We start from the raw sequence: 21727 nt of genomic DNA on the forward strand, positions 1-21727 counted from the left end.
AGTCAAGCTCCCTTGTGCACTTACACTCACCACCTGATTGCCAACCAGGCTGAGGGAACCTTTGGGCGCCTCCGTTACATTTTGGGAGGCAACCGCCCCAGTTAAACTACCCACCAGGCACTGTCCCCAACCCAGATCATGGGCCAAGGTTAGATGCTCAATCCGATCAGAGTGGTATTTCAACAACGACTCCACCACCACTAGCGTGATAGCTTCTAAGTCTCCCACCTATCCTACACAAACCGAACCAAACACCAATACCAAGCTATAGTGAAGGTCCCGGGGTCTTTTCGTCCTGCCGCGCGTAACGAGCATCTTTACTCGTAGTGCAATTTCACCGGGCCTGTGGTTGAGACAGCAGAGAAGTCGTTACGCCATTCGTGCAGGTCGGAACTTACCCGACAAGGAATTTCGCTACCTTAGGATGGTTATAGTTACCACCGCCGTTTACTGGGGCTTAAATTCTCAGCTTCGCAGTCAAAGACTACTAACCGGTCCTCTTAACCTTCCAGCACCGGGCAGGCGTCAGTCCATATACATCAACTTAACGTCTTCGCATGGACCTGTGTTTTTGATAAACAGTCGCTTCCCTCTATTCTCTGCGACCCCACAACGCTTCCAGCCGCACGGACCTTCACATCGTAGGGCCCCCCTTCTCCCGAAGTTACGGGGGCATTTTGCCGAATTCCTTAACCACAGTTCACCCGAACGCCTTAGTATTTTCAACCTGACCACCTGTGTCGGTTTAGGGTACGGGCCATACACACACATCGCTAGAGGCTTTTCTCGACAGTACAGGATCACCACCATCAACCCCATCGGGTCTACGCATCACGCCTCAACCATAATGTGCAGCGGATTTACCTACCACACGGTCTGCACGCTTACACCACCAATCCAATAAGTGGCGTGGCTACCTCACTGCGTCACCCCATCACTTGAACCACACATCAGGCCCCACGACATCAACACCACCAGACTTCAAAGAAGACCAGCAATGCATCCGCGGTGGTTAGTATCAGTGCTTTATCATGGGCGCGCATGTACGGGTACCAGAATATCAACTGGTTATCCATCGACTACGCCTGTCGGCCTCGCCTTAGGTCCCGACTCACCCTGGGAAGACGAACTTGACCCAGGAACCCTTAGTCATCCGGCGGATAGGATTCTCACCTATCAATTCGTTACTCATGCCTGCATTCTCACTCGCACACAGTCCACGCCTCCTTACGGTAACGCTTCAACCCATGCACGACGCTCCCCTACCCAACAAAAAATTGTTGCCGCGGCTTCGGCGGTGTACTTGAGCCCCACTACATTGTCGGCGCAGAACCACTCGACCAGTGAGCTATTACGCACTCTTTCAAGGATGGCTGCTTCTAAGCCAACCTCCTGGCTGTCTTCGCGATCCCACATCCTTTTCCACTTAGTACACCCTTAGGGGCCTTAACCGGCGATCTGGGCTGTTTCCCTCTCGACTATGAAGCTTATCCCCCACAGTCTCACTGCCGTACAACACAATTAATGGCATTCGGAGTTTGGCTGACATTGCTAAGATTGTAGTCCCGCTCAACCAACCAGTAGCTCTACCTCCACCAAGCTATAATACGACGCTGCACCTAAATGCATTTCGGGGAGAACCAGCTATCACGGAGTTTGATTGGCCTTTCACCCCTACCCACAGCTCATCCCCGCAGTTTTCAACCTACGTGGGTTCGCGCCTCCACAACCTCTTACAGCTGCTTCACACTGGCCATGGGTAGATCACCCCGCTTCGGGTCCAGGACATGCCACTAAACACCCCATTAGGATTCGGTTTCCCTACGGCTACCCCACACGGGTTAACCTCGCGACATGCCGCTGACTCGCAGGCTCATTCTTCAAAAGGCACGCCATCACACACACAAAGGTGCTCTGACGGATTGTAAGCACATGGTTTCAGGAACTATTTCACTCCCCTCCCGGGGTACTTTTCACCATTCCCTCACGGTACTCATACACTATCGGTCACACTGAGTATTTAGGCTTACCGGGTGGTCCCGGCAGATTCACAGCAGATTCCACGAGCCCGCTGCTACTCGGGCAACCCAACAACCCACACATCATCATCTTCAGCTACAGGACTCTCACCTACTCCGGCAGGCCATTCCAAACCACTTCACCTAACAACAATGCGCAGACGCGGCAATGGTAGTCACCGCACATCAGGGCCCACAACACCGCACACACAACCCCTACCAGGTATCACATGCACACGGTTTAGCCTCATCCACGTTCGTTCGCCACTACTAGCAGAATCATTATTATTTTCTTCTCCTACGGGTACTGAGATGTTTCACTTCCCCGCGTAAACCCCCACAACAGCTATGAATTCACTGAAGGGTAACCCCACATAACCAGGGCCAGGTTTCCCCATTCGGACATCCTCGGATCAACGCTTAATTGACAACTCCCCGAGGCTTAACGCAGCCTTTCACGTCCTTCATCGGCTCAGCATGCCAAGGCATCCACCATGCGCCCTTAATAACGAACACACAAACCACCACACACAAACAAGCGCGAGTGGCCACACAAGTGAACTTGACAAAATAAACACAAAAAAGAAATCACACAAACACACACAACACACCACACAAAAGCGCAGCCTGCCACATGTGTTTAATGCTCGCGTCCACTATACAGTTCTCACACAACACCCCAACCACAAACCAGCACACACAAACCATGCACACCAGCAAAATGGTCAGGCACCAAAAAAAGGGGATAATGCCCCAGACACCCAACAATGCACCAACATACAAACACTTACTTCCCATGTGCACAACACTGCGTGTCACAAAGCGCCATTCAAACACTCGGTCTTTGTCTTAAAGGTGTATCTTCCACCCGGAAATTTTCAAACAAACAACGTTGGCAGCATGACACTCGCACACTCAACCAACACCCACCACAACCGTGGCAGCACGGCACAACTGTGCCCAATAAATAAAGCTCCTTAGAAAGGAGGTGATCCACCCGCACCTTCCGGTACGGGTACCTTGTTACGACTTCGTCCCAATCGCCGATCCCACCTTCGACGGCTCCCTAACAAGTTTGGGCCACCGGCTTCGGGTGTTACCAACTTTCATGACGTGACGGGCGGTGTGTACAAGGCCCGGGAACGTATTCACCGCAGCGTTGCTGATCTGCGATTACTAGCGACTCCGACTTCATGGGGTCGAGTTGCAGACCCCAATCCGAACTAAGGCCGGCTTTCAGCGATTCGCTCCACCTCACAGTGTCGCTGCGCGTTGTACCGACCATTGTAGCATGTGTGAAGCCCTGGACATAAGGGGCATGATGATTTGACGTCATCCCCACCTTCCTCCGAGTTGACCCCGGCAGTCTCTCATGAGTCCCCAACCAAATGCTGGCAACATAAGACAAGGGTTGCGCTCGTTGCGGGACTTAACCCAACATCTCACGACACGAGCTGACGACAACCATGCACCACCTGTACACCAGCCACAAAGGGAAAGACTATCTCTAGCCCGATCCAGTGTATGTCAAGCCCAGGTAAGGTTCTTCGCGTTGCATCGAATTAATCCACATGCTCCGCCGCTTGTGCGGGCCCCCGTCAATTCCTTTGAGTTTTAGCCTTGCGGCCGTACTCCCCAGGCGGGGCGCTTAATGCGTTAGCTACGGCACGAAAGTCGTGAAAAGACCCTCACACCTAGCGCCCACCGTTTACGGCATGGACTACCAGGGTATCTAATCCTGTTCGCTACCCATGCTTTCGCTCCTCAGCGTCAGTAACTGCCCAGTAACCTGCCTTCGCCATCGGTGTTCCTCCTGATATCTGCGCATTTCACCGCTACACCAGGAATTCCAGTTACCCCTACAGTACTCAAGTTATGCCCGTATCGCCTGCACGCCCGGAGTTAAGCCCCGGAATTTCACAGACGACGCGACAAACCACCTACGAGCCCTTTACGCCCAGTAATTCCGGACAACGCTCGCACCCTACGTATTACCGCGGCTGCTGGCACGTAGTTAGCCGGTGCTTCTTATCTAGGTACCGTCACAAAAAGCTTCGTCCCTAGCGAAAGGAGTTTACAACCCGAAGGCCGTCATCCCCCACGCGGCGTCGCTGCATCAGGCTTGCGCCCATTGTGCAATATTCCCCACTGCTGCCTCCCGTAGGAGTCTGGGCCGTATCTCAGTCCCAATGTGGCCGTCCACCCTCTCAGGCCGGCTACCCGTCGCCGCCTTGGTAGGCCATTACCCCACCAACAAGCTGATAGGCCGCGAGCTCATCCTACACCGAAAAAACTTTCCAACCATCACACTAAAAATGGCTCCTATCCGGTATTAGACCCAGTTTCCCAGGCTTATCCCGAAGTGCAGGGCAGATCACCCACGTGTTACTCACCCGTTCGCCACTCGAGTACCCTGCAAGCAGGGCCTTTCCGTTCGACTTGCATGTGTTAAGCACGCCGCCAGCGTTCGTCCTGAGCCAGGATCAAACTCTCCACAAAAAAATTTCAGAACAAATCCGAAACAGGCCGTGAAAAGCCCGAAACCCAACAAAAGAACAAACCACCACAAACCACAAAGCAAAAACACTTCATAAAGCTCATGCTGGCGTCCAAAAAATTACTACAAAGAAAAAAATTACAGTCCCCTCAACCCGACGGGGTCAAAAAGAGGAAACCAAAAAAGGTAAACACAATCACATGCCAACCAATCCATCTCAATGCAGCCGAAACACCAAACAGCATTCAAAAAGGTACGTGTTCCACATACCCAACCGGCACACACCAACCAACAAACCAACCAAAAGGCTTATTGGCAGACAAACCAATCAACACACAACCATGCACACAAAAAATAAAAAGTACATTGGCACACTATTGAGTTCTCAAACATCATCACCAACCAACAAAAAATTAACTTCCCGTTAACCTCTCATCGGCAGCCCGTACAAACTTACTCAACTCAAAGAACAAAGTCAAATCATCAAACCAAGTCCGTACAAAATGTCACCATCAAGTAACCTCCCGGCTACCTCTCGGCGACTTGGATTAATGTAGTCCACCACAACCAAACAACACAAATCCCCAGCACACAACGGAAAACTGTGTACTGGGGACGTCGTTAAAAGAGCTCTTCTTCCTGAGTTCTTTCGATCGTGGCGCCGAGACGCTGCAGGTTTTCTACAAAATTCGGATAACCGCGGTCGATGTGGAAAACATCGTGAACCGTAGTGGTCTCATCCGCACACAACGCAGAAAGCACCAAGCCCGCACCTGCGCGGATATCGGAGCTCCATACGTGAGTAGAAGACAGCCGCTCTTTGCCGCGGACTACTACATGGTGCCCGTCAACCTGAGCGTCGGCACCCAGGCGCAGCATTTCATCTACAAAGCGGAAGCGGGATTCAAAGACATTCTCTGTAATGACCGTCGTTCCGTCCGCAATGGCGGAGATGCCAATGGCCATAGGCTGCAAATCAGTAGGGAACCCCGGAAATGGCAGGGTCTGGTAGTCCACCGCCTGCGGGCGCTGATCCATGCGTACGCGGAAGCCGTTCTCATAGGTTTCCAGTTCGGCACCGGCAGACTTCAGCTTTTCCAATGGCAGGTGCAGGTGACGCGGCGAGATACCGCCCACAGTGATGTCCCCCTGAGTCATGGCGGCGGCATATGCCCATGTACCTGCCACGATGCGGTCACCGATAACCTCGTGCTGGGTGGGCTGCAGCTTATCGACGCCCCGGATAGTCACCACCGAGCTTCCTTCACCTTCGATATTGGCACCCATGGACTTGAGCATGGTGCACAGATCGACGATTTCGGGCTCACGAGCCGCATTATGCAGAACGGTTTCTCCTTCAGCGAGAACCGCGGCGGTGAGGATGTTTTCAGTCGCGCCCACAGACGGGAAATCAAGGCGAATATTCGCACCGCGCAGGTGGGTGGCTTCTGCCACGACGGCACCGTGCTCAATACGGGTGGTCGCGCCCAGCTTTTCCAAGCCCGTCTGGTGCATATCGAGCGGGCGGGAACCGATCGCGTCACCACCAGGCAACGCTACCTTCGCGTGGCCACAGCGGGAAGTCAAAGGCCCGAGCACGCAGACGGATGCGCGGAATTGGCGGACCGCGTCAAAATCCGCGTTGGATTGCGGCTGTGCAGGGGTAGTAATCCGAACCTCAGAGCCCTCGATGACTACCTCGCAGCCGAGCCCTTCGAGAACCTTCTTCATGAGGGGGACGTCCAGAATTTCTGGGCAGTTCGTCAGCGTCGTAGTGCCCTCCGCCAGCAAGGATGCGGCCATGAGCTTCAAGACGCTATTTTTCGCGCCATCTACTTTAACGGTGCCCTCTAGGCGGGCACCGCCGGAAACAATAAACTGATCTTTCACAACTGCCTACGCTACCGGTTCTTAAGGCAATGCGCCGATACGACGGGCGGCATTAACCGCCTCGTAGCGGGTGTGCGCACCGAGTTTGCGCATTACCGAGCGCAAATAAGACTTCACGGTTTCTGCGCCGATTCCCATTTCCTCAGCTGCTTCTACGTTGGTATGGCCTAGGGCCACACAAGAGAGAACATCGAGTTCGCGGGCGGAGAGCTTGGTGGATTGCTTCACGCGCACCGGCGAGACCATCTGGTCACACAACGTCTCTAGCTCCTTGCGCAGTTCTTCGTCTGCTACGCGGTTGGCCAGCATGCGCAGCTTGGAGTGAGTGGAACGGACCTGCTCCCACTCGGCACCGTTCATGACGTGGCCGCGGGCGGCTCCACCCTTGGACCCATCGGCACGTCGCATGGCGGAATTAACGGCCAAGTCTTGCTCGAGGGTGCGCGCGGTCATCGTCACTTCTTCAATGACCTTGTCGCCCAAACGAACTGGGGAGTGAACGCCGACGTAGAGGACACCGCGAATTTCGCGCTGCACAGTAACGGGCACGGCCACAATGGAGTGCAGACCCTCGTCCTGGATTACGCGGTCGTTCTCGTGCGAGATGGTGGTGGCACGCGTGTAGTCGGATACACCTACCGCGCGGCGAGTGCTCACCACTCGCCCACCCACACCAACGCCTGAGTCAATGATCAGATTCTGCAGCGCTGGGGTACGTAGGCCCACCCACTGCGTAATCTGCAAGCGATTGTCTGGCAGCAGCGTGGCATACATCGTCACCGGAATACCTGTAGCGGTTTTCAGGGACGATAACGCCGCGCGTACGGATTCTTCATCATCTTTGAGGCGATGCGACTCCATGAGACTCTTTCCTCGTCGGGGGTAACCAAGCAGGTGTACCCGTCTTCCCCCCGGGAATTTGGGGGCCAGCGGGCAACTGAGTGGAAGTATAGACAGCATGTGGGGGTAATTCGAAATCGCCCCTGGCTTATCCGGTGTTGTAATCCCACATGGAATGCCCGAATGCCCGGTCTAGAATTTATATACTGACTGGTCTACTTGTGTAGTGTACCCTTGCGTTGTACACGATTTGAATCCAAATCCGATTCCCAAAGGAGTCAATACAATGGCTGTCTACAACAACATTATGGAAACCATCGGCGGCACCCCACTGGTCCGCTTGAACCATCTCACCGAGGGCAAGGGCGCCACTGTGCTTGCCAAGGTTGAGTCTTTTAACCCTGCTAACTCCGTAAAGGACCGCATCGGCAAGGCCATCGTGGAGGCCGCTGAGAAGTCTGGTCAGCTCAAGCCGGGCGGCACCATCGTGGAAGCCACGTCCGGCAATACCGGCATTGCCTTGGCTCTGGCCGGCGCCACTTTGGGCTACAAGGTCATCTTGACCATGCCGGAGACCATGTCCAACGAGCGCAAGGTACTGCTGCGCGCCTACGGCGCAGAGATTGTACTGACCCCAGGCGCGGCGGGCATGCAGGGCGCCGTCGACAAGGCGAATGAAATCGTCGCCGAGAACGACAACGCTATCCTGGCTGCACAGTTCGCCAACGAGGCAAACCCGAAGATGCACGAGGAGACCACCGGCCCGGAGATCTGGGAAGACGCCGAGGGCAAGGTTGATGCCTTCGTTGCTGGTGTAGGCACCGGCGGCACCGTTACCGGTGTGGGTCGCTTCCTCAAGTCCAAGAATCCGGACCTGCACTTGGCCGCCGTCGAGCCGTCCGACTCCCCTGTCCTATCTGAAGGCCACGCTGGCCCGCACAAGATCCAGGGCATTGGCGCTAACTTCGTTCCTGAGGTGCTTGACCGCGAGCTTCTCGACGAAGTCTTTACCGCCACCACCGAGGAGTCCATTAAGGCCTCCCGTGACCTGGCCACCCAGGAAGGCCTGCTGGTAGGCATTTCCGCCGGCGCTAACGTCTCTGCAGCTTTGAAGCTGGCAGAGCGCCCAGAGTTTGAGGGCAAGACCATCGTGGTTGTCCTGCCGGACTTCGGTGAGCGCTACGTCTCCACCATCCTCTTCGAGGACATCCGCGAAGCTTAAGTTACTTCGCTTGAATAAAAGCACCCGCCAACCTTGGCGGGTGCCTTTTTTATGCCAGTACTATGTGGACATGAACATTATGAGCTACATCCGTGAAGACTTAGCGAATGCAAGAGATCACGATCCGGCCGCGCGTGGCGACGTCGAAAATGCAGTAGTGTACTCCGGTCTCCACGCGGTGTGGTCTCACCGCATTTCGCACTGGATGTGGAAGCGCGGCCTGCGCGGGCCCGCACGCATCTTGGCGCAGATTAATCGCTTTTTTACCGGCGTGGAGATCCACCCAGGCGCAACTATCGGCCGCCGCTTCTTTATTGACCATGGCATGGGCATTGTCATTGGTGAAACCGCAGAGATTGGCGATGGTGTCATGCTCTACCACGGTGTCACCCTCGGCGGCCAGGTACTTACCCAGACCAAGCGCCACCCCACCGTCGAAGACAATGTGACCATCGGTGCGGGCGCCAAGGTGCTCGGTCCCATTACGATCGGTGAGGGATCGGCCATTGGCGCCAATGCCGTAGTGACGAAGGACGTGCCCGCCGAACATATCGCGGTGGGCATCCCAGCCAAGAACCGCCCACGCAATCCAAATGAGCGCATTAAACTGGTCGACCCCGACTACTACATCTAAATTCTCTCCCAGCGGCTCACAGGCAACTGTGGGCCGCTTTTTATATGCCTTCTGGGCGCAGCAGGTCGCTGTATTCGGGATTCTTTTCGATAAAGTGCGCCACGGCGGAGCAGGAAGCAATGACTTGCTTGCCGACGCCCCGGGCGTCGTCAAGCGCGGCCTTAATCAGCGGCGCTGACAATCCTTGGCCGCGGAACGCATCCTTGATGACGGTGTGGTTGAACTCGCGGGTCGTGCCGGCATCTACGTAGTAACACGCGCCCGCCTCGACTCCGTCCACGGTAAGGACATAGCGGGACTTATCTGTCTGGTGTGCAATAGCATGTTCCATGTGCCCATACTAAGCAAAAATGGCCCCTCTTACGAGGAGCCATTATTGTGGCCAGAGCCAGGATCGAACTGGCGACCCCACACTTTTCAGGCGTGTGCTCTACCGACTGAGCTATCTGGCCAGAAACCCGAAGGTTTCCGCGACCCTGACGGGACTTGAACCCGCGACCTCCGCCGTGACAGGGCGGCGCGCTAACCAACTGCGCCACAGGGCCATTTTTAATTATGCGTGCGCTCTTGGGCACGGATAGTTACTTTACAGAAGACTCCCAATACTCACCAAATCGGCACGTCATAACACTATTTGGGAGCCTGAAGGGGATCGCTTCCTCCCAATTTCATCTCAAAGCGCTCATAGTCTTCCAGTGCGGCAAAGTGCCGCGAGTAAAGGTCACAATCTCGGTCCACATAGCCATACAGGGCCGGAGCAACATCTACAATGTGGCGCAACTTCAGCCCTTCATACTCTTGCTCGTGAGCTCGGTTAGCAACCTTGCGGTGCACCTCCTCCTCAGAATCTGCGTAGACGAGGAAGAAGTCTTCCCGGTAGAAATTCCTAAGCTCCGAATCCTGCGACACCAGCTCAAAGACGACAATCCCTACGTATGGTTCCACAGTGCTGACTCTCCTAATTCCTTAGTTAGCGCAAGCGTACCAAAACATAAAGCAGCAATCGTAGAAACGATTGCTGCTTTTCTGCGACCTTGACGGGACTTGAACCCGCGACCTCCGCCGTGACAGGGCGGCGCGCTAACCAACTGCGCCACAAGGCCAATCGAATATTAAATTCGTACCAACACTTCCGTGTTGGTACCCCCAACGGGATTCGAACCCGTGCCGCTGCCGTGAAAGGGCAGTGTCCTAGGCCGCTAGACGATGGGGGCCCGTCGCGCTATGGCGACTTCTAGAAATATACTGGAGACCTCACCTAGTTACAAAATCGCTCCCCCAGAAAGATTAGGAACCATGTCTGACCAGCATCAAACGTGCTCCTGTCACGAGCCGCACGTGCACGGATATAACGCAGATTCACAAAGTAAAGATCGCTACCTCGCACGGCTCAAACGTATTGAGGGCCAAACACGCGGCATCCATCGCATGATCGAGGAAGACCAGTATTGCATTGACATTATTACCCAGATTTCGGCCGTGAAGTCAGCGCTAGAAAATGTCTCACTCGCGCTCCTAGAAGACCATATCGAGCACTGCGTGGCCGGTGCTGCCGCCGAGGACGGCGAAGTGGCCACGGAGAAGCTAGAAGAGGCGATGCGCGCCATCAAGAAGATGGTGAAAAACTAAAAGGAGCCACCCTACCGGGTGGCTCCAGTTGTGGGCCCTGTGGGGATCGAACCCACGACCTGCGGATTAAAAGTCCGTAGCTCTACCAACTGAGCTAAAGGCCCAACGTCGTTACATCTTAGCTTGCGACATTTGCAAAGTCCTAATTAGGGGGCGTCGGCAAGCGAAAGGCGCCCAGCTCACCGCTGAGCGCCCGCCAGGACACAGCTAGATTAGCCGCGCATATCGCCCTTTTCCATGAAGTTCACCTGGAAGTCGAAGGCGGTCTTCAAATCGTGCGGGGTGTGCTGGAACTTGTTTTCCTTGGCACGCTTGAAGTAGTCCTCCAGCAGCGGACGGTAGTCCGGGTGAGCGACAGAGATAACCTTCTCCACGCGCTCCTTCGGAGCCAGTCCGCGCAGGTCAGCTACTCCATACTCGGTAATGATGACCATGGTGTCGTGCTCGGTGTGGTCCGTGTGAGACACGAAAGGAACCAGCGCGGAAATGGCGCCATCCTTGGCCACGGACGGCGAGACGAAGGTGGAGATATAGGCGTTGCGGGTGAAGTCACCCGAGCCACCGGTGCCGTTCATAATTCGGGAGCCGGAGACGTTGGTGGAGTTGATATTGCCGTAAATATCGGCCTCAATCATGCCATTGGAAGAAATCAAGCCGACGCGGCGAATGACCTCTGGGTGGTTGGAGACCTGCTGTGGGCGAAGAATGATGTGCTTGCGGTAGCGCTCCGCCTCCGCGTTCATCTTCTCGGCATACTCCGGGGAAAGGGCAAAGGAGGTAGCAGAAGCCATGGTCATCTTGCCGGCATCAATAAGATCAAGCATGCCATCCTGGATAACCTCGGTGTAGGCCTGGATATTTTCAAACTTGGAATCCAGGAGGCCAGCCATCACGGCATTTGGCACGTTGCCCACGCCGGACTGCATGATGAACTTGTCATACTCAAGTCGGCCGGCAGCCACCTCACCCTCAAGGAACTCGATGAAGTTTGCGGCGATCTTTTCCGAGATCTCGTCCGGCTCCTTAAATGGCGCGTTGCGGTCTGGGGCATCGGTCTTGACCACTGCGACAACCTTGTCCTCCGGTACTTCCATGTAGGTGGTACCGATGCGGTCGCCCGGCTTGGTGATAGGGATAGGCTGACGGTTCGGCAGCTTTTCGATGCGGTAGATATCGTGCATGCCCTCGAGGTTGATGGACTGCCACTCATTAATCTCGATGATGATCTTATCCGCAGCCTCAATGTATTCGAGGTTATTACCCACGGCGGAGGACGGGACGACGTGGCCTTCCTCGGTGATGCGCACAGCCTCGATGATGGCTACCTGGAAATCACCGTAGAAGCCCTCCTCTACTTGCTGGCCAGAGTGAGACAGGTGAATGTCCTGGTAGAGCGCGGTGCCGTCATTGAACTGCTTACGCAAGGTGGGATCGGAGTTATAAGGAGAGCGGAAGCGAATCGCCTCAGCTTCCGCGAGGACGCCATCGCAATCCGGAGCAGTGGAGGCGCCGGAGAAGACATCGATCTTAAATTCCTCGCCCTTTTCATGCAGGGCCTTGGCCTTTTCTGCAATGGCGGTAGGCAGGCCCTTAGGGTAGCCAGCGCCGGTAAAGCCGGAAATGCCTACGCGATCACCGTGGTTTACGTGCTGTGCAGCCTCTTCTGCCGAAACTACGAGCTTCTGAAACGGGGCATACGCGATTCTTTCGGACAAGGGTAATCCTCCTTCATCGAGAGACTAGCCAAAATAACGGCCGTCCTAATTAGTTACACAGACCACATTAGCGAATCTTTGCAAGATTTCCACCACATTTGTGTGACCCCCACCCCATAAAACGGAAATAAGGAACGCCACCACTGTGGCACTAGTTGCTATTTTGGCCCGTCTACTAGCACAATTGGGGCGTGAATTTGCGCATTGGACACTACGATCTCTCCTCCCCCGTCATCCTCGCCCCGATGGCGGGGGTAACCAACGTTGCCTTCCGCACGTTGTGTCGCGAGCAGGAATTGGCGCGCACTGGCACGGTTTCTGGCCTCTACGTCTGTGAGATGGTCACCGCCCGCGCGCTAGTAGAGCGCAATGAAAAGACGCTGCACATGACAACCTTTGCTCCGCAGGAGGATCCCCGCTCACTGCAGATTTATACGGTGGATCCGGAATATACTTATAAGGCAGCAAAGATGATCGTGGACGAGAACTTGGCGGACCACATCGATATGAACTTTGGCTGCCCAGTTCCCAAGGTGACCCGTCGCGGCGGTGGTTCCGCTTTGCCATATAAGCGACGCCTCTTTGGCAATATTGTCTCCGCCGCCGTCAAGGCCACTGAGGGCACCAACATCCCTGTTACCGTAAAGATGCGCGTAGGCATTGACGATGAACACCATACGCATCTTGATGCGGGGCGCATCGCCGTCGAATCCGGCGCCGCCGCCGTTACCTTGCATGGCCGTACCGCCGCGCAGCGCTATTCCGGTGAAGCACGGTGGGATGAAATCGCCCGGCTTAAAGAGCACCTAGCGGACACTGGAGTCCCGGTTTTGGGCAACGGCGATATCTTCCGCGCCGAGGATGCGCGCCGCATGATGGAGCAAACCGGCTGCGACGGAGTACAGGTAGGGCGCGGCTGCCTCGGCCGCCCGTGGCTCTTTGCGGAGCTCGACGCTGCCCTTCGCGGCGAGTCCATCCCAGCTGAGCCGACCCTGGGGGAGGTTACCCAGGTTATCCTCCGCCACGCGGAGCTCCTCGCAGAGCACGATGGCGAGGACAATGCTTCCCGCGACATTCGCAAACACATTGGCTGGTACCTGCGCGGCTTCCCAGTCGGCGGCCAAGTCCGCGCGGGCTTGGCCAAGGTGGATTCGCTCGACGCACTGCGAGAGCTACTAGCCCCATGGGCAGATTCCGACGCCCTGGCTGCCGACGCCGACGGTGCCCGAGGCCGCCAAGGTTCGCCTTCCAAGGTGGCATTGCCAGATGGCTGGCTCGACGATCCGGAGGACGAATGCGTTCCCGTCGCCGCAGATATTATGAATTCCGGGGGTTAACCTTATTAGGGCATCAGAGCACCCTGGGGTATATAGGTATCGTGCATTTATCTTCCACTTAAGTTGCGCGGGAATGGAAAGTTTTCGCTATTATTTCTGGCATGCGTGCCGCCTACAGGGAACACTTAAACAACTTCTCCCATGACCTCATCGTCATGTGCGATACCGTGCGCACCATCATGGACAAGGCCTCACAGGCACTAATCCAGGGCGTTTTGGAATCAGCCGAAGAAGCTCTCACCATGACTGAGGAGCTCGATGAAATCCGCACTCGATGCTCGGAGCGCGCCGTAAAACTTTTAGCACTAGAAAACCCCATGGCGCAGGATCTCCGCCAAGTTGTCTCTTCCATCTATATCGTGGAAGACCTCTACCGGATGGGTAGGCTTGCCCAACACATCGCGGATTCCGCACGCCGCCGCCACCCCGATCCCGTGGTGCCTGCGAACTACATGGGCTACTTTGAGGAGCTGTACCGTCTCACTGAAGAGATGGGTTCTGTGCTGCACAATATTCTCGTTACTCCCGACGCGGATCTATCCGTGAACCTTCGCGCCGATGACGACGCCGTGGACGATATCAACTCTCATCTTTTGCGCCTCCTGACCCAGCGCGAGTGGGAAGGATCCGTCCGAGAAGCAGTGGAGACCTCGCAGATTACGCGCTATTACGAGCGCTATGCCGACCACTGCGTTTCGGTTGCCGGCCACATCATCTATTTGATCACTGGGCTGCTGCCCCACGACTATGCCAAGAAGCTAGAAGAGAGCAAGAAGGACGCGGAGTTCGAGGCCCGTATGGCCGAACTAGAGCGTCAGTTCCGCCGCTAAGGAATAGAAACTAAGAAAACGGGCCGGTTCGAATGAACCGGCCTGTTTTCTCGGACAATCTCTCTACTCTTTAGCCAAAGCGGCCAGAGATATAATCCTCGGTCTCCTTCTGGGAAGGATTCTCGAAGATCTTGGTGGTGTCATCGAACTCCACCAGGTGGCCCGGCTTGCCGGTTGCTTCCAGGGAGAAGAAGCCGGTCTTATCAGACACACGGGCTGCCTGCTGCATATTGTGAGTCACGATGACGATGGTGAAGTTCTCCTTCAGCTCGTGGATAAGGTCTTCCACGGCGAGGGTGGAAATCGGGTCCAGGGCGGAACAAGGCTCGTCCATGAGCAGCACCTCTGGCTCCACGGCGATGGCACGGGCGATGCACAGACGCTGCTGCTGACCACCGGAGAGGCCGCCGCCCGGCTTGTCCAGGCGGTCCTTGACCTCGTCCCACAGGTTGGCGCCGCGCAAGGACTTCTCCGCGACTTCCTTGAGCTTCTTCTTGTTCTTCTCACCGGAAAGCTTCAAGCCTGCCACCACGTTGTCCTCAATGGACATCGTGGGGAACGGGTTAGCCTTCTGGAAGACCATGCCGATGGTGTTGCGTACGGATACTGGGTCGACCTTTGGCCCGTAGATATTGGTGCCATCGAGCAGGATTTCACCCTTCACCGAGGCGCCGGGAATGACCTCGTGCATACGGTTGATGGTGCGCAGCACGGTGGACTTACCGCAGCCGGAAGGTCCGATGAATGCGGTCACGGCTTGGGCCGGGATCTGCATATTCACGTTCTGCACGGCGTGGAAGTCGCCGTAGAAAATGTTCACGTCATTGAGCGCGAGCTTAGACATTTGGGAGTTTCTCCTCTAGCAAGTGTATGGCGGAATCGAGTGTTACGGCGTTTTACTTCTTAACCGAGAACTTTGCGGACACGATGCGGGCCGCAATATTGAGGACGGCGATGAGGATAACCAGCGTCAAAGCTGCACCCCAGAGCTTGTCCAGCACAGCTGGCTGAGCGCCAGCCTTGTACATATCCAGCATCATCAACGGGAGCGAGGACTGAGATCCCTTGAAAGCGTCCCAGTTGATGACGGAGGAGGAGCCAACCAAGACCAGAACCGGCGAGGACTCACCCATCACACGGGCAATCGCCAGCATGATGCCGGTGACGATGCCGGACAGGGCGGTAGGCAGAACGATACGGGCGATGGTCTTCCACTTTGGTACACCGAGCGCGTAGGACGCCTCACGCAAGTCCATTGGGACCACGCGCAGCATCTCTTCGGTATTGCGCACCACAATCGGAATCATCAGCAGTACCAGGGACAGCGCCACGGCGAAGCCGGAGCGGCCGAAACCGAAGAGGGTGATCCACATGGCGAAGATGAACAGAGCCGCAACAATGGACGGCACACCAGACAGGATGTCCACCATAAAGGTGGTGACGCGGCCAAGCCATCCACCCTTGGAGTACTCCACCAGGTAAATAGCGGTGAAGATACCGATAGGAATGGAGATGACGGAAGCCAAAATGGTTTGCACGAAAGTACCCACGATTGCGTGGGCAGCACCGCCGCCAGCCGAGCTATTCATGATGCCGCGCTGGGAGGCGGTCCACCACTCAGGGTTGAGGATTACGCCACTACCGCGAGCGATGAGTTCCCACAGAACCCACACCAGCGGGACCATAGCCAAAATCATTGCGCCCCAGACCACTGCAGTGGCGATGTTATTGGCCATCTTGCGGGAACCGGAGATGTCCAGGAATGTCGCGCCGCCTTGGGAGGCAGGCTTGGCATTAGTTGTCGTAGTCATTGATCCTCCCCTCCTTACTTCTTCTTCACGATGGCGCGGGCAATTGCATTGACCACGAAGGTCAGCAAGAACAGCATGAGGCCGGCGGCGATGTAGGCACCAGCGCGCATCTCGTTACCGAACTCGGCGGATGCCAGGGCGATGGCCGTGGCGAAGGTCGTGCCGCCATCGAAAAGCGAGAAGCGGAAGTCAATCAGCGGGGAGACGACCATGTACAGTGCCATGGTCTCACCCAGCGCACGGCCCAAGCCGAGCATGGAGCCTGCGATATAGCCGGACATGCCGAATGGCAGCACGGTCATGCGGATAACTTCCCAACGGGTAGCGCCCAGCGCCAGGGCGGATTCCACCTGGCCTGGAGGGGTCTGCACGAAGACCTCGCGGGCGGTAGCCGCGATGATCGGCAGAATCATCACTGCGAGCACGATGCCACCAGTGAACAAGTTGCGGCCAGTTGCAAAAGACGGCGAGTTATCGAAGACATGGAAGAGGAAGAAGCCACCGGCCCAAGACTCCATCCAGGAGTAGAAGCCGGATAGGGCCGGACCGAGGACCTGCCAGCCCCACAGACCATAGACAATGGAGGGGACCGCAGCGAGCATGTCCACCAAGAAGCCGAGTGGCTTGACCAAGCGGGCAGGCGCGTAGTTGGACAGGAAGATGGCAATGGCCAGGGCCACCGGCATAGCCAGCAGGAGGGCGAAGACGGAGATAAGGACGGTGGTGCCGAACATGGTCGGGATACCGAATTTCATCGCGGAAGTATCGGTGGTCTCCCAGCGGCCACCATAGGTAAAGAAGCCCATGATACCGCCGTCATTGACTCCCAGGGCGGGAACTGCACGCCACAGCAGGAAGGCGGCAATAGCCGCAATCATGACGGTAATAAGTGTTGCCGAAGCAGTGGACAGGAACTCAAAGACACGATCGCCTGGGCGCTTTACGCCGCTATTGGAGCTGGTGGTAGCTACCTCTTCGTGTCCGCTGGTGGAGACTCGCTCGGCAGCGGTGATATTCGCGTCCGCCTGCTCTGGAGCCGTGGTGAGATTATTGTCTGCCATGAGACTGTTAATCCTTTTCAGCGTTGAAAATGGAAAATATCGTTACATACCTGCGCCCCCAAAGCGCGAATCGTGTGCGGCAGTGGGGGCGGGAGGTATTAAGCTTTTACAGCTTTAGCGCTTACTGCAAAGCGTCAACAGCAGCCTTCAGCTTGTCCAGGTGAGCACCCTCAACCGGGATGAAGCCCTGCTCAGCCAGCTGGTCATCCTGGTGATCCAGGACGGTGGTGAAGAAGGACTTGACCAGCTTGGAGGTCTCCTCATCGTAGCCCTTGGAGCAGACGATGTTGTAGGTGGTCAGGATGAGCGGGTATGCACCCTCGTTATCGGAGGAGAACAGTGCCTCAGAGTCAACAACCATGTTGTGCTCGGAGTCGGTCTTCTTGAACTCCAGGTTTTCCAGAGCCTTGTTGACGGACTCGGTGGAGAGCTCAACTGGGCCGTGGCCGAAGTCAATCTTGGCCTTCTTAACGCCCTCGCCTTCCTTCTGGTCTGCGAAGCCAGCCTCGACGTAGGTGATAGCACCGTCGATGCTTGCAACCTGGTCAGCAACGCCGGAGGAACCGTTAGCGCCCTCACCAACAGAATCCGGGAACTGCTTGCCCTCGGAGTTCCAGTCGCCCGTAGCGGCCTTCAGGAACTTCTGGAAGTTTGCGGAGGTACCGGACTCGTCGGAACGGAAGATGACGGTGATGTCCTTGTCCGGCAGGTCGGTGCCCTCGTTGTCAGCGGCGATAGCCTTGTCGTTCCACTTCTTGATTTCACCCTTGAAGATCTTGCCCAGGGTCTTGGTGGAAAGGTTGATCTCGGTGTCACCCAGGTTGTAGGCGATTGCAACCGGGCCGATGGTGGTTGGCAGGTGCCATGCCTCGTTGCCGTCGCAACGCTTAGCGGCAGCCTCAACCTCGCCCTCGTCTTCCTTCAGGGCGGAGTCAGAACCAGCGAAGTCAGCCTGGCCGTTGGTGAAGGCCTCAACGCCGGCGCCGGAACCGGAAGCGTTGTAGGACAGGGAAGCGTCTGGGTGATCCTCAGAGAACGCGGTCTGGAAGTAAGACATTGCGTTCTGCTGGGAGGAGGCGCCGTCGCCGACGAGCTCGCCGGAGACGTCTTCGCCGCCAGCGGAATCGGAGGAGGAGCCAGACTCCTCAGAGCAAGCTACGAGAGCGGTAGAGGTTGCGGCTACGATGCCGAAGATTGCGGCAGTGCGCTTGAAGTTGCGAATCACGGGAAAACCCTTTCCGGTGCAGATCAGAGATTGATTGTCCGAGGAAACCGCATCTCCTAGAGAGATATTTCCTGCATCCCGCTCCGCCTTCTGGGGCGGGATGCAGGTGCACAGGTGCGGTTAACTCACATGGTGTAAAGCTATCCGCAGGATCTGACCAAAAGGGTTCTAGGAGGTGAACTCTGAGTGAACAAACACGGCTCACCCCATGACTTTAATCACACGCGCCCCATACAACGTGTTCTTCATCAACTTTAAAGCCTAGGCGCTCATACGCCTTGAGCGCCGGTTCATTATCCGCTTCCACATAAAGAATTACGCGCTGAGCTCCCTTTTCTACCATTCGGCGCAGACCAATCTGCAGTAGCGGTCCGCCCAATTTCTTGCCGCGATAGTCCGAAGCCAAGCCCACCACGTAGACTTCTCCGAACCCTGGGGTTTCCTCCGCATGCCACTTCGTCCAGTGAAAACCGGCTAGGACCGACTCACCCGTGGTATCCCATAGAAAGAGCACGTCAGCGGGGTCAAACCAGTCCGCTTCCATACCGCGATGCAGGCGATCTATATCCCAGCCACCTTGCTCGGGATGCCAAGAAAAGGCCTCATTATTTGCCTTGAGCCACTGCTCCTCCACAAACTCCTGCCTCCATTTTGCTACCGACTCGGAGTAATTGAGCGCCGTCAAAGGCACGTCCTCGGGACGGGCGACAGCAGCGAGCTCTTCTCCCCCAATACCCATAACCACTAGCTTACGGGTGACCTGCAGACTTCGGGAGTGTGCCAGGGCCTGTGCGGCCGGCAGGTTCCCGTGGGCCCAGGCCTGGAGATTGGGGGTTTCCGCGGCGGCGTCGTAAAGCAAAGCCCCATAGCCCTGTCCGCGGAAATCTGGGGCGATAAATAGCTCGGCGGTGGAACCATCCAGCCCAGCCACGCCGCACGGCTTCTTATCTACCCACGCCACCAAGTGGCGATGCTGCAGGCGGGAATCAGTGAGGCCATTAAGGAACTGCTCTGAAAGGGGCGCCATTCCATCCACACGTTCGGCCTGCTCAGCAAGCTCTTCTAGGCGGCTCGCCAGCTCCGGGGAGTCCGGCAGGTTTTCTTCCGTGATACTAAAGGCATTGCTAGTCATAGACCCCAGAATACGTAGGGTAAGAATGAAGGGGTGAGTGTTCTAAGAATTGACCGGCGCATCGTACACATCCTCCTCGTGGTGTGCGTACTCATTGCGGCCTGGGTGGCGGATGCCTGCGTGGCTATGCACACGGAACACAAGGTGGCACAGGCCGTAAAAGCCAATTCACGGCTGGAAAATACGCCAGATGTCTATATCGGTGGCACCCCCTACGTGTGGGCTGCGGCCTCGAAGGAAATTCCCTATTTGGAGGTCAAGGCGCTCGACGTGGAGGTGCCCAAGCTGGGAATGGTCAATGCTTCGACCGTACTGCGCGATATTACAGTCACCCCAGAACAAGTAATGAACGGCGATATTGAGGGCGCGCCCGTTTCTACCTACTCGCGCGGCATTTCCTTAGACGGGGTGGCGTTGGGCCGCCTGCTGGGAATTACCGATCTATCCATTGCCAACCCAGACGATATCTCCCCTTCCGGTGGCACCTCCGCGGAAGCTGAGCTGACAGGCACTCTGCCTGGCGATACTCACAAGTCCACCGCCAAAGTCACCCTCCGCTTAGTCGGGCCGGAGTTTCGCATGCAGGTCTATGACACCGATGACGAGCGCCTGCAAAAGGCCTTTTCCCTCAACTTTGATACTCGCCAGCTTCCGCTTCCGGCCCAGGCTACCGCGGTGAAAATGCAGGGCGGCACCATCTCCTTCGAAATACAGCGCCGCAATATCAAGGTGCAGCTGGCCCAACTCTCTCCTCTGGAGATTGAAGGCTCGGAGCAAAAGGCCGTGGAAGAGGCAGAAAAGAAAGCCGCCGACACCAAGCACCGGGTGGGACCTGCGCCGCAGGCTAGCGCAGGCGGATAAAGTCCCGGAGCACTTCCTTCATCGTGCGCTTATGGACTTCTCTCCTATCCTGCGGGGCGAATACCTCGATGGCTTCCTTCACGGAGGCTAAGGTAACGGCATCGAAGCGCCCCTCAGATTCCCCGTCGGCCTGGAAGCGCTGCGGTTCGCGGCAGACCAGTTCGACGCGCATGGCATCGTCGAAGGCCACGGTCTTTTCTTTGGTGAGCTTATTGAGCCATCCACGTTTATCGGCACCAAAGAGGTGCAGCAGGCCGACGACGCCGCCAAGTCCGCTAAACTCCTCCAGGCCAAAAAGGGCAAGGCCCTCATCAAAAGAATTGCGCGGATTGGTCACAACCGGCAGAGGGCCTAGGAAGGTCCACGGGTTGGTATTGGAGGTAAACATGAGCGGCACATCGTCTTTGCGCAGCTGCTCGCCGGTGCTGGATTCGGCCTTAACCGCAATATGCGGTGGATTCTTCCGCGCGCGGCTCCACGCCCGAATGGCAACATTGAGATAGCGCAGTGGAGTGGCAGAAAAGCCTTGCTCGCGCGCCCGGTCCACGCGTGCCAAAACATCCGCATCCAAGCCGAAACCAGCATTGACGGCAAACCAGCGATCGTTCCACGTGCCCAGGTAAATGGTGCGACGGAGGTTGCGCTCCAGCATGCGCGCCAATACGTGAGTGGCTTCCACCGGAGTGTTGGGAAAACCTAGAGCGCGCACGAAAACATTGGCAGACCCGGTAGGAATTACGGCCAGCGCGGGGATGGAGTGGGGGTCGGGGCGCTGCCCATCGGCCGGGCCGAGGAGCCCGTTGACTACCTCGTTGACGGTCCCATCTCCGCCTACAGCGATAATGACGTCATAGTCATCCCTGGTCATTCCCTTGACCATCTCTTCGGCGTGGCCGGGGTAATGCGTAAATTGCACTTTGAGGCGCAGGCCTTCTACCGCCTGTAGGCAGGGAACGAGTTGGCGGAAAAGGGCGTTGGTTTGTGAGGTCGAGTTGGGATTCGAGATCATCAATGCATGCACGAGG

At 56.4% G+C, this 21727-nt stretch carries 17 protein-coding genes, 5 tRNA genes and 2 rRNA genes (1 of these 24 only partly in view); 6 read left to right on the forward strand and 18 right to left on the reverse strand.

Translation table 11 applies throughout. From position 1 onward, the window contains the following. From ACLI1L_RS10650 to ramA, 4 genes are all read right to left on the reverse strand, one after another. A 23S ribosomal RNA gene (locus tag ACLI1L_RS10650) occupies positions 1–2534 on the reverse strand; it reaches 535 nt to the left of the window's first position. Between the two features lie 465 nt (positions 2535–2999). Next, positions 3000–4517: ribosomal RNA gene (locus ACLI1L_RS10655) — 16S ribosomal RNA — on the reverse strand. Together the 16S and 23S rRNA genes form the textbook arrangement of a ribosomal RNA operon. 619 nt (positions 4518–5136) lie before the next feature. Next, on the reverse strand, positions 5137–6405 hold the full coding sequence (murA, locus tag ACLI1L_RS10660) for a UDP-N-acetylglucosamine 1-carboxyvinyltransferase (protein WP_049361290.1): 1269 nt from the start codon (positions 6403–6405) through the stop codon (positions 5137–5139). 21 nt (positions 6406–6426) lie between these two features. Next, a complete protein-coding gene (gene ramA / locus ACLI1L_RS10665; RefSeq protein ID WP_086589214.1) occupies positions 6427–7266 on the reverse strand; it encodes an acetate metabolism transcriptional regulator RamA in 840 nt (279 codons plus the stop codon). A gap of 265 nt (positions 7267–7531) precedes the next feature. Here ramA and cysK point away from each other — a divergent pair, with 265 nt between their 5' ends. Beyond that, positions 7532–8467, forward strand: coding sequence for a cysteine synthase A (gene cysK / locus ACLI1L_RS10670; RefSeq protein ID WP_086589215.1), 936 nt, complete (start codon positions 7532–7534; stop codon positions 8465–8467). Between the two features lie 70 nt (positions 8468–8537). Then, positions 8538–9101, forward strand: coding sequence for a serine O-acetyltransferase EpsC (epsC, locus tag ACLI1L_RS10675; RefSeq protein WP_086589216.1), 564 nt, complete (start codon positions 8538–8540; stop codon positions 9099–9101). 40 nt (positions 9102–9141) lie between these two features. Here the strand turns inward: epsC and ACLI1L_RS10680 are convergent, their stop codons facing one another. The 6 genes from ACLI1L_RS10680 to ACLI1L_RS10705 form a co-directional block, all read right to left on the reverse strand. Further along, positions 9142–9432, reverse strand: coding sequence for a GNAT family N-acetyltransferase (locus ACLI1L_RS10680; RefSeq protein ID WP_086589217.1), 291 nt, complete (start codon positions 9430–9432; stop codon positions 9142–9144). Positions 9433–9480: 48 nt separating this feature from the next. Then, positions 9481–9553, reverse strand: a tRNA-Phe gene (locus tag ACLI1L_RS10685). A gap of 19 nt (positions 9554–9572) precedes the next feature. Beyond that, positions 9573–9646 (reverse strand) — tRNA-Asp (locus ACLI1L_RS10690). A gap of 85 nt (positions 9647–9731) precedes the next feature. Continuing rightward, positions 9732–10046 (reverse strand): DUF4288 domain-containing protein, encoded by a 315-nt coding sequence (locus ACLI1L_RS10695; protein ID WP_411707520.1) that lies wholly within the window; start codon positions 10044–10046, stop codon positions 9732–9734. Positions 10047–10130: 84 nt separating this feature from the next. Then, positions 10131–10204: transfer RNA gene (locus tag ACLI1L_RS10700), tRNA-Asp, on the reverse strand. A 35-nt stretch (positions 10205–10239) separates the two neighbouring features. Further along, positions 10240–10315: transfer RNA gene (locus ACLI1L_RS10705), tRNA-Glu, on the reverse strand. An 82-nt stretch (positions 10316–10397) separates the two neighbouring features. On the opposite strand from ACLI1L_RS10705, the gene ACLI1L_RS10710 reads away from it, so the two are divergent. Then, positions 10398–10730, forward strand: a complete 333-nt coding sequence (locus tag ACLI1L_RS10710) for a metal-sensitive transcriptional regulator (protein WP_023019853.1) — start codon at positions 10398–10400, stop codon at positions 10728–10730. Between the two features lie 31 nt (positions 10731–10761). Here ACLI1L_RS10710 and ACLI1L_RS10715 read toward each other — a convergent pair. Next, positions 10762–10834 (reverse strand) — tRNA-Lys (locus tag ACLI1L_RS10715). A 108-nt stretch (positions 10835–10942) separates the two neighbouring features. After that, positions 10943–12445: an acetyl-CoA hydrolase/transferase family protein gene (locus ACLI1L_RS10720; protein ID WP_086588941.1), complete on the reverse strand. Its 1503-nt coding sequence runs from the start codon at positions 12443–12445 to the stop codon at positions 10943–10945. 191 nt (positions 12446–12636) lie between these two features. Between ACLI1L_RS10720 and dusB the strand changes: the two genes are divergently transcribed. After that, entirely contained in the window at positions 12637–13782 is a 1146-nt protein-coding gene (dusB, locus tag ACLI1L_RS10725; protein ID WP_411707521.1) for a tRNA dihydrouridine synthase DusB, read from the forward strand. Between the two features lie 101 nt (positions 13783–13883). Then, complete coding sequence (gene phoU / locus ACLI1L_RS10730) at positions 13884–14612, forward strand: phosphate signaling complex protein PhoU (protein ID WP_086588943.1); 729 nt, start codon at positions 13884–13886, stop codon at positions 14610–14612. A gap of 70 nt (positions 14613–14682) precedes the next feature. On the opposite strand, the gene pstB is transcribed toward phoU, so the two are convergent. From pstB to mshD, 5 genes are all read right to left on the reverse strand, one after another. Then, a complete protein-coding gene (gene pstB / locus ACLI1L_RS10735) occupies positions 14683–15456 on the reverse strand; it encodes a phosphate ABC transporter ATP-binding protein PstB (protein ID WP_023019857.1) in 774 nt (257 codons plus the stop codon). Between the two features lie 52 nt (positions 15457–15508). Then, the gene (gene pstA / locus ACLI1L_RS10740) at positions 15509–16423 is read right to left on the reverse strand and encodes a phosphate ABC transporter permease PstA (RefSeq protein ID WP_086588944.1); all 915 of its coding nucleotides are present in this window, start codon (positions 16421–16423) and stop codon (positions 15509–15511) included. Positions 16424–16437: 14 nt separating this feature from the next. Continuing rightward, a complete protein-coding gene (pstC, locus tag ACLI1L_RS10745; protein ID WP_086588945.1) occupies positions 16438–17484 on the reverse strand; it encodes a phosphate ABC transporter permease subunit PstC in 1047 nt (348 codons plus the stop codon). 121 nt (positions 17485–17605) lie between these two features. Then, complete coding sequence (gene pstS / locus ACLI1L_RS10750) at positions 17606–18709, reverse strand: phosphate ABC transporter substrate-binding protein PstS (protein WP_086588946.1); 1104 nt, start codon at positions 18707–18709, stop codon at positions 17606–17608. 214 nt (positions 18710–18923) lie between these two features. Beyond that, positions 18924–19841, reverse strand: a complete 918-nt coding sequence (mshD, locus tag ACLI1L_RS10755) for a mycothiol synthase (RefSeq protein WP_411707522.1) — start codon at positions 19839–19841, stop codon at positions 18924–18926. Positions 19842–19874: 33 nt separating this feature from the next. Here mshD and ACLI1L_RS10760 point away from each other — a divergent pair, with 33 nt between their 5' ends. Beyond that, positions 19875–20702, forward strand: a complete 828-nt coding sequence (locus ACLI1L_RS10760; RefSeq protein WP_049360042.1) for a DUF2993 domain-containing protein — start codon at positions 19875–19877, stop codon at positions 20700–20702. Here ACLI1L_RS10760 and ACLI1L_RS10765 read toward each other — a convergent pair. Continuing rightward, entirely contained in the window at positions 20686–21723 is a 1038-nt protein-coding gene (locus ACLI1L_RS10765) for a diacylglycerol/lipid kinase family protein (protein WP_411707523.1), read from the reverse strand. The genes ACLI1L_RS10760 and ACLI1L_RS10765 overlap by 17 nt on opposite strands. Between the last annotated feature and the right edge of the window lie 4 nt (positions 21724–21727).

It is taken from the genome of Corynebacterium sp. LaCa117, assembly GCF_046717765.1.
In the GTDB taxonomy this organism is placed as follows: Bacteria; Actinomycetota; Actinomycetes; order Mycobacteriales; family Mycobacteriaceae; genus Corynebacterium; species Corynebacterium kefirresidentii.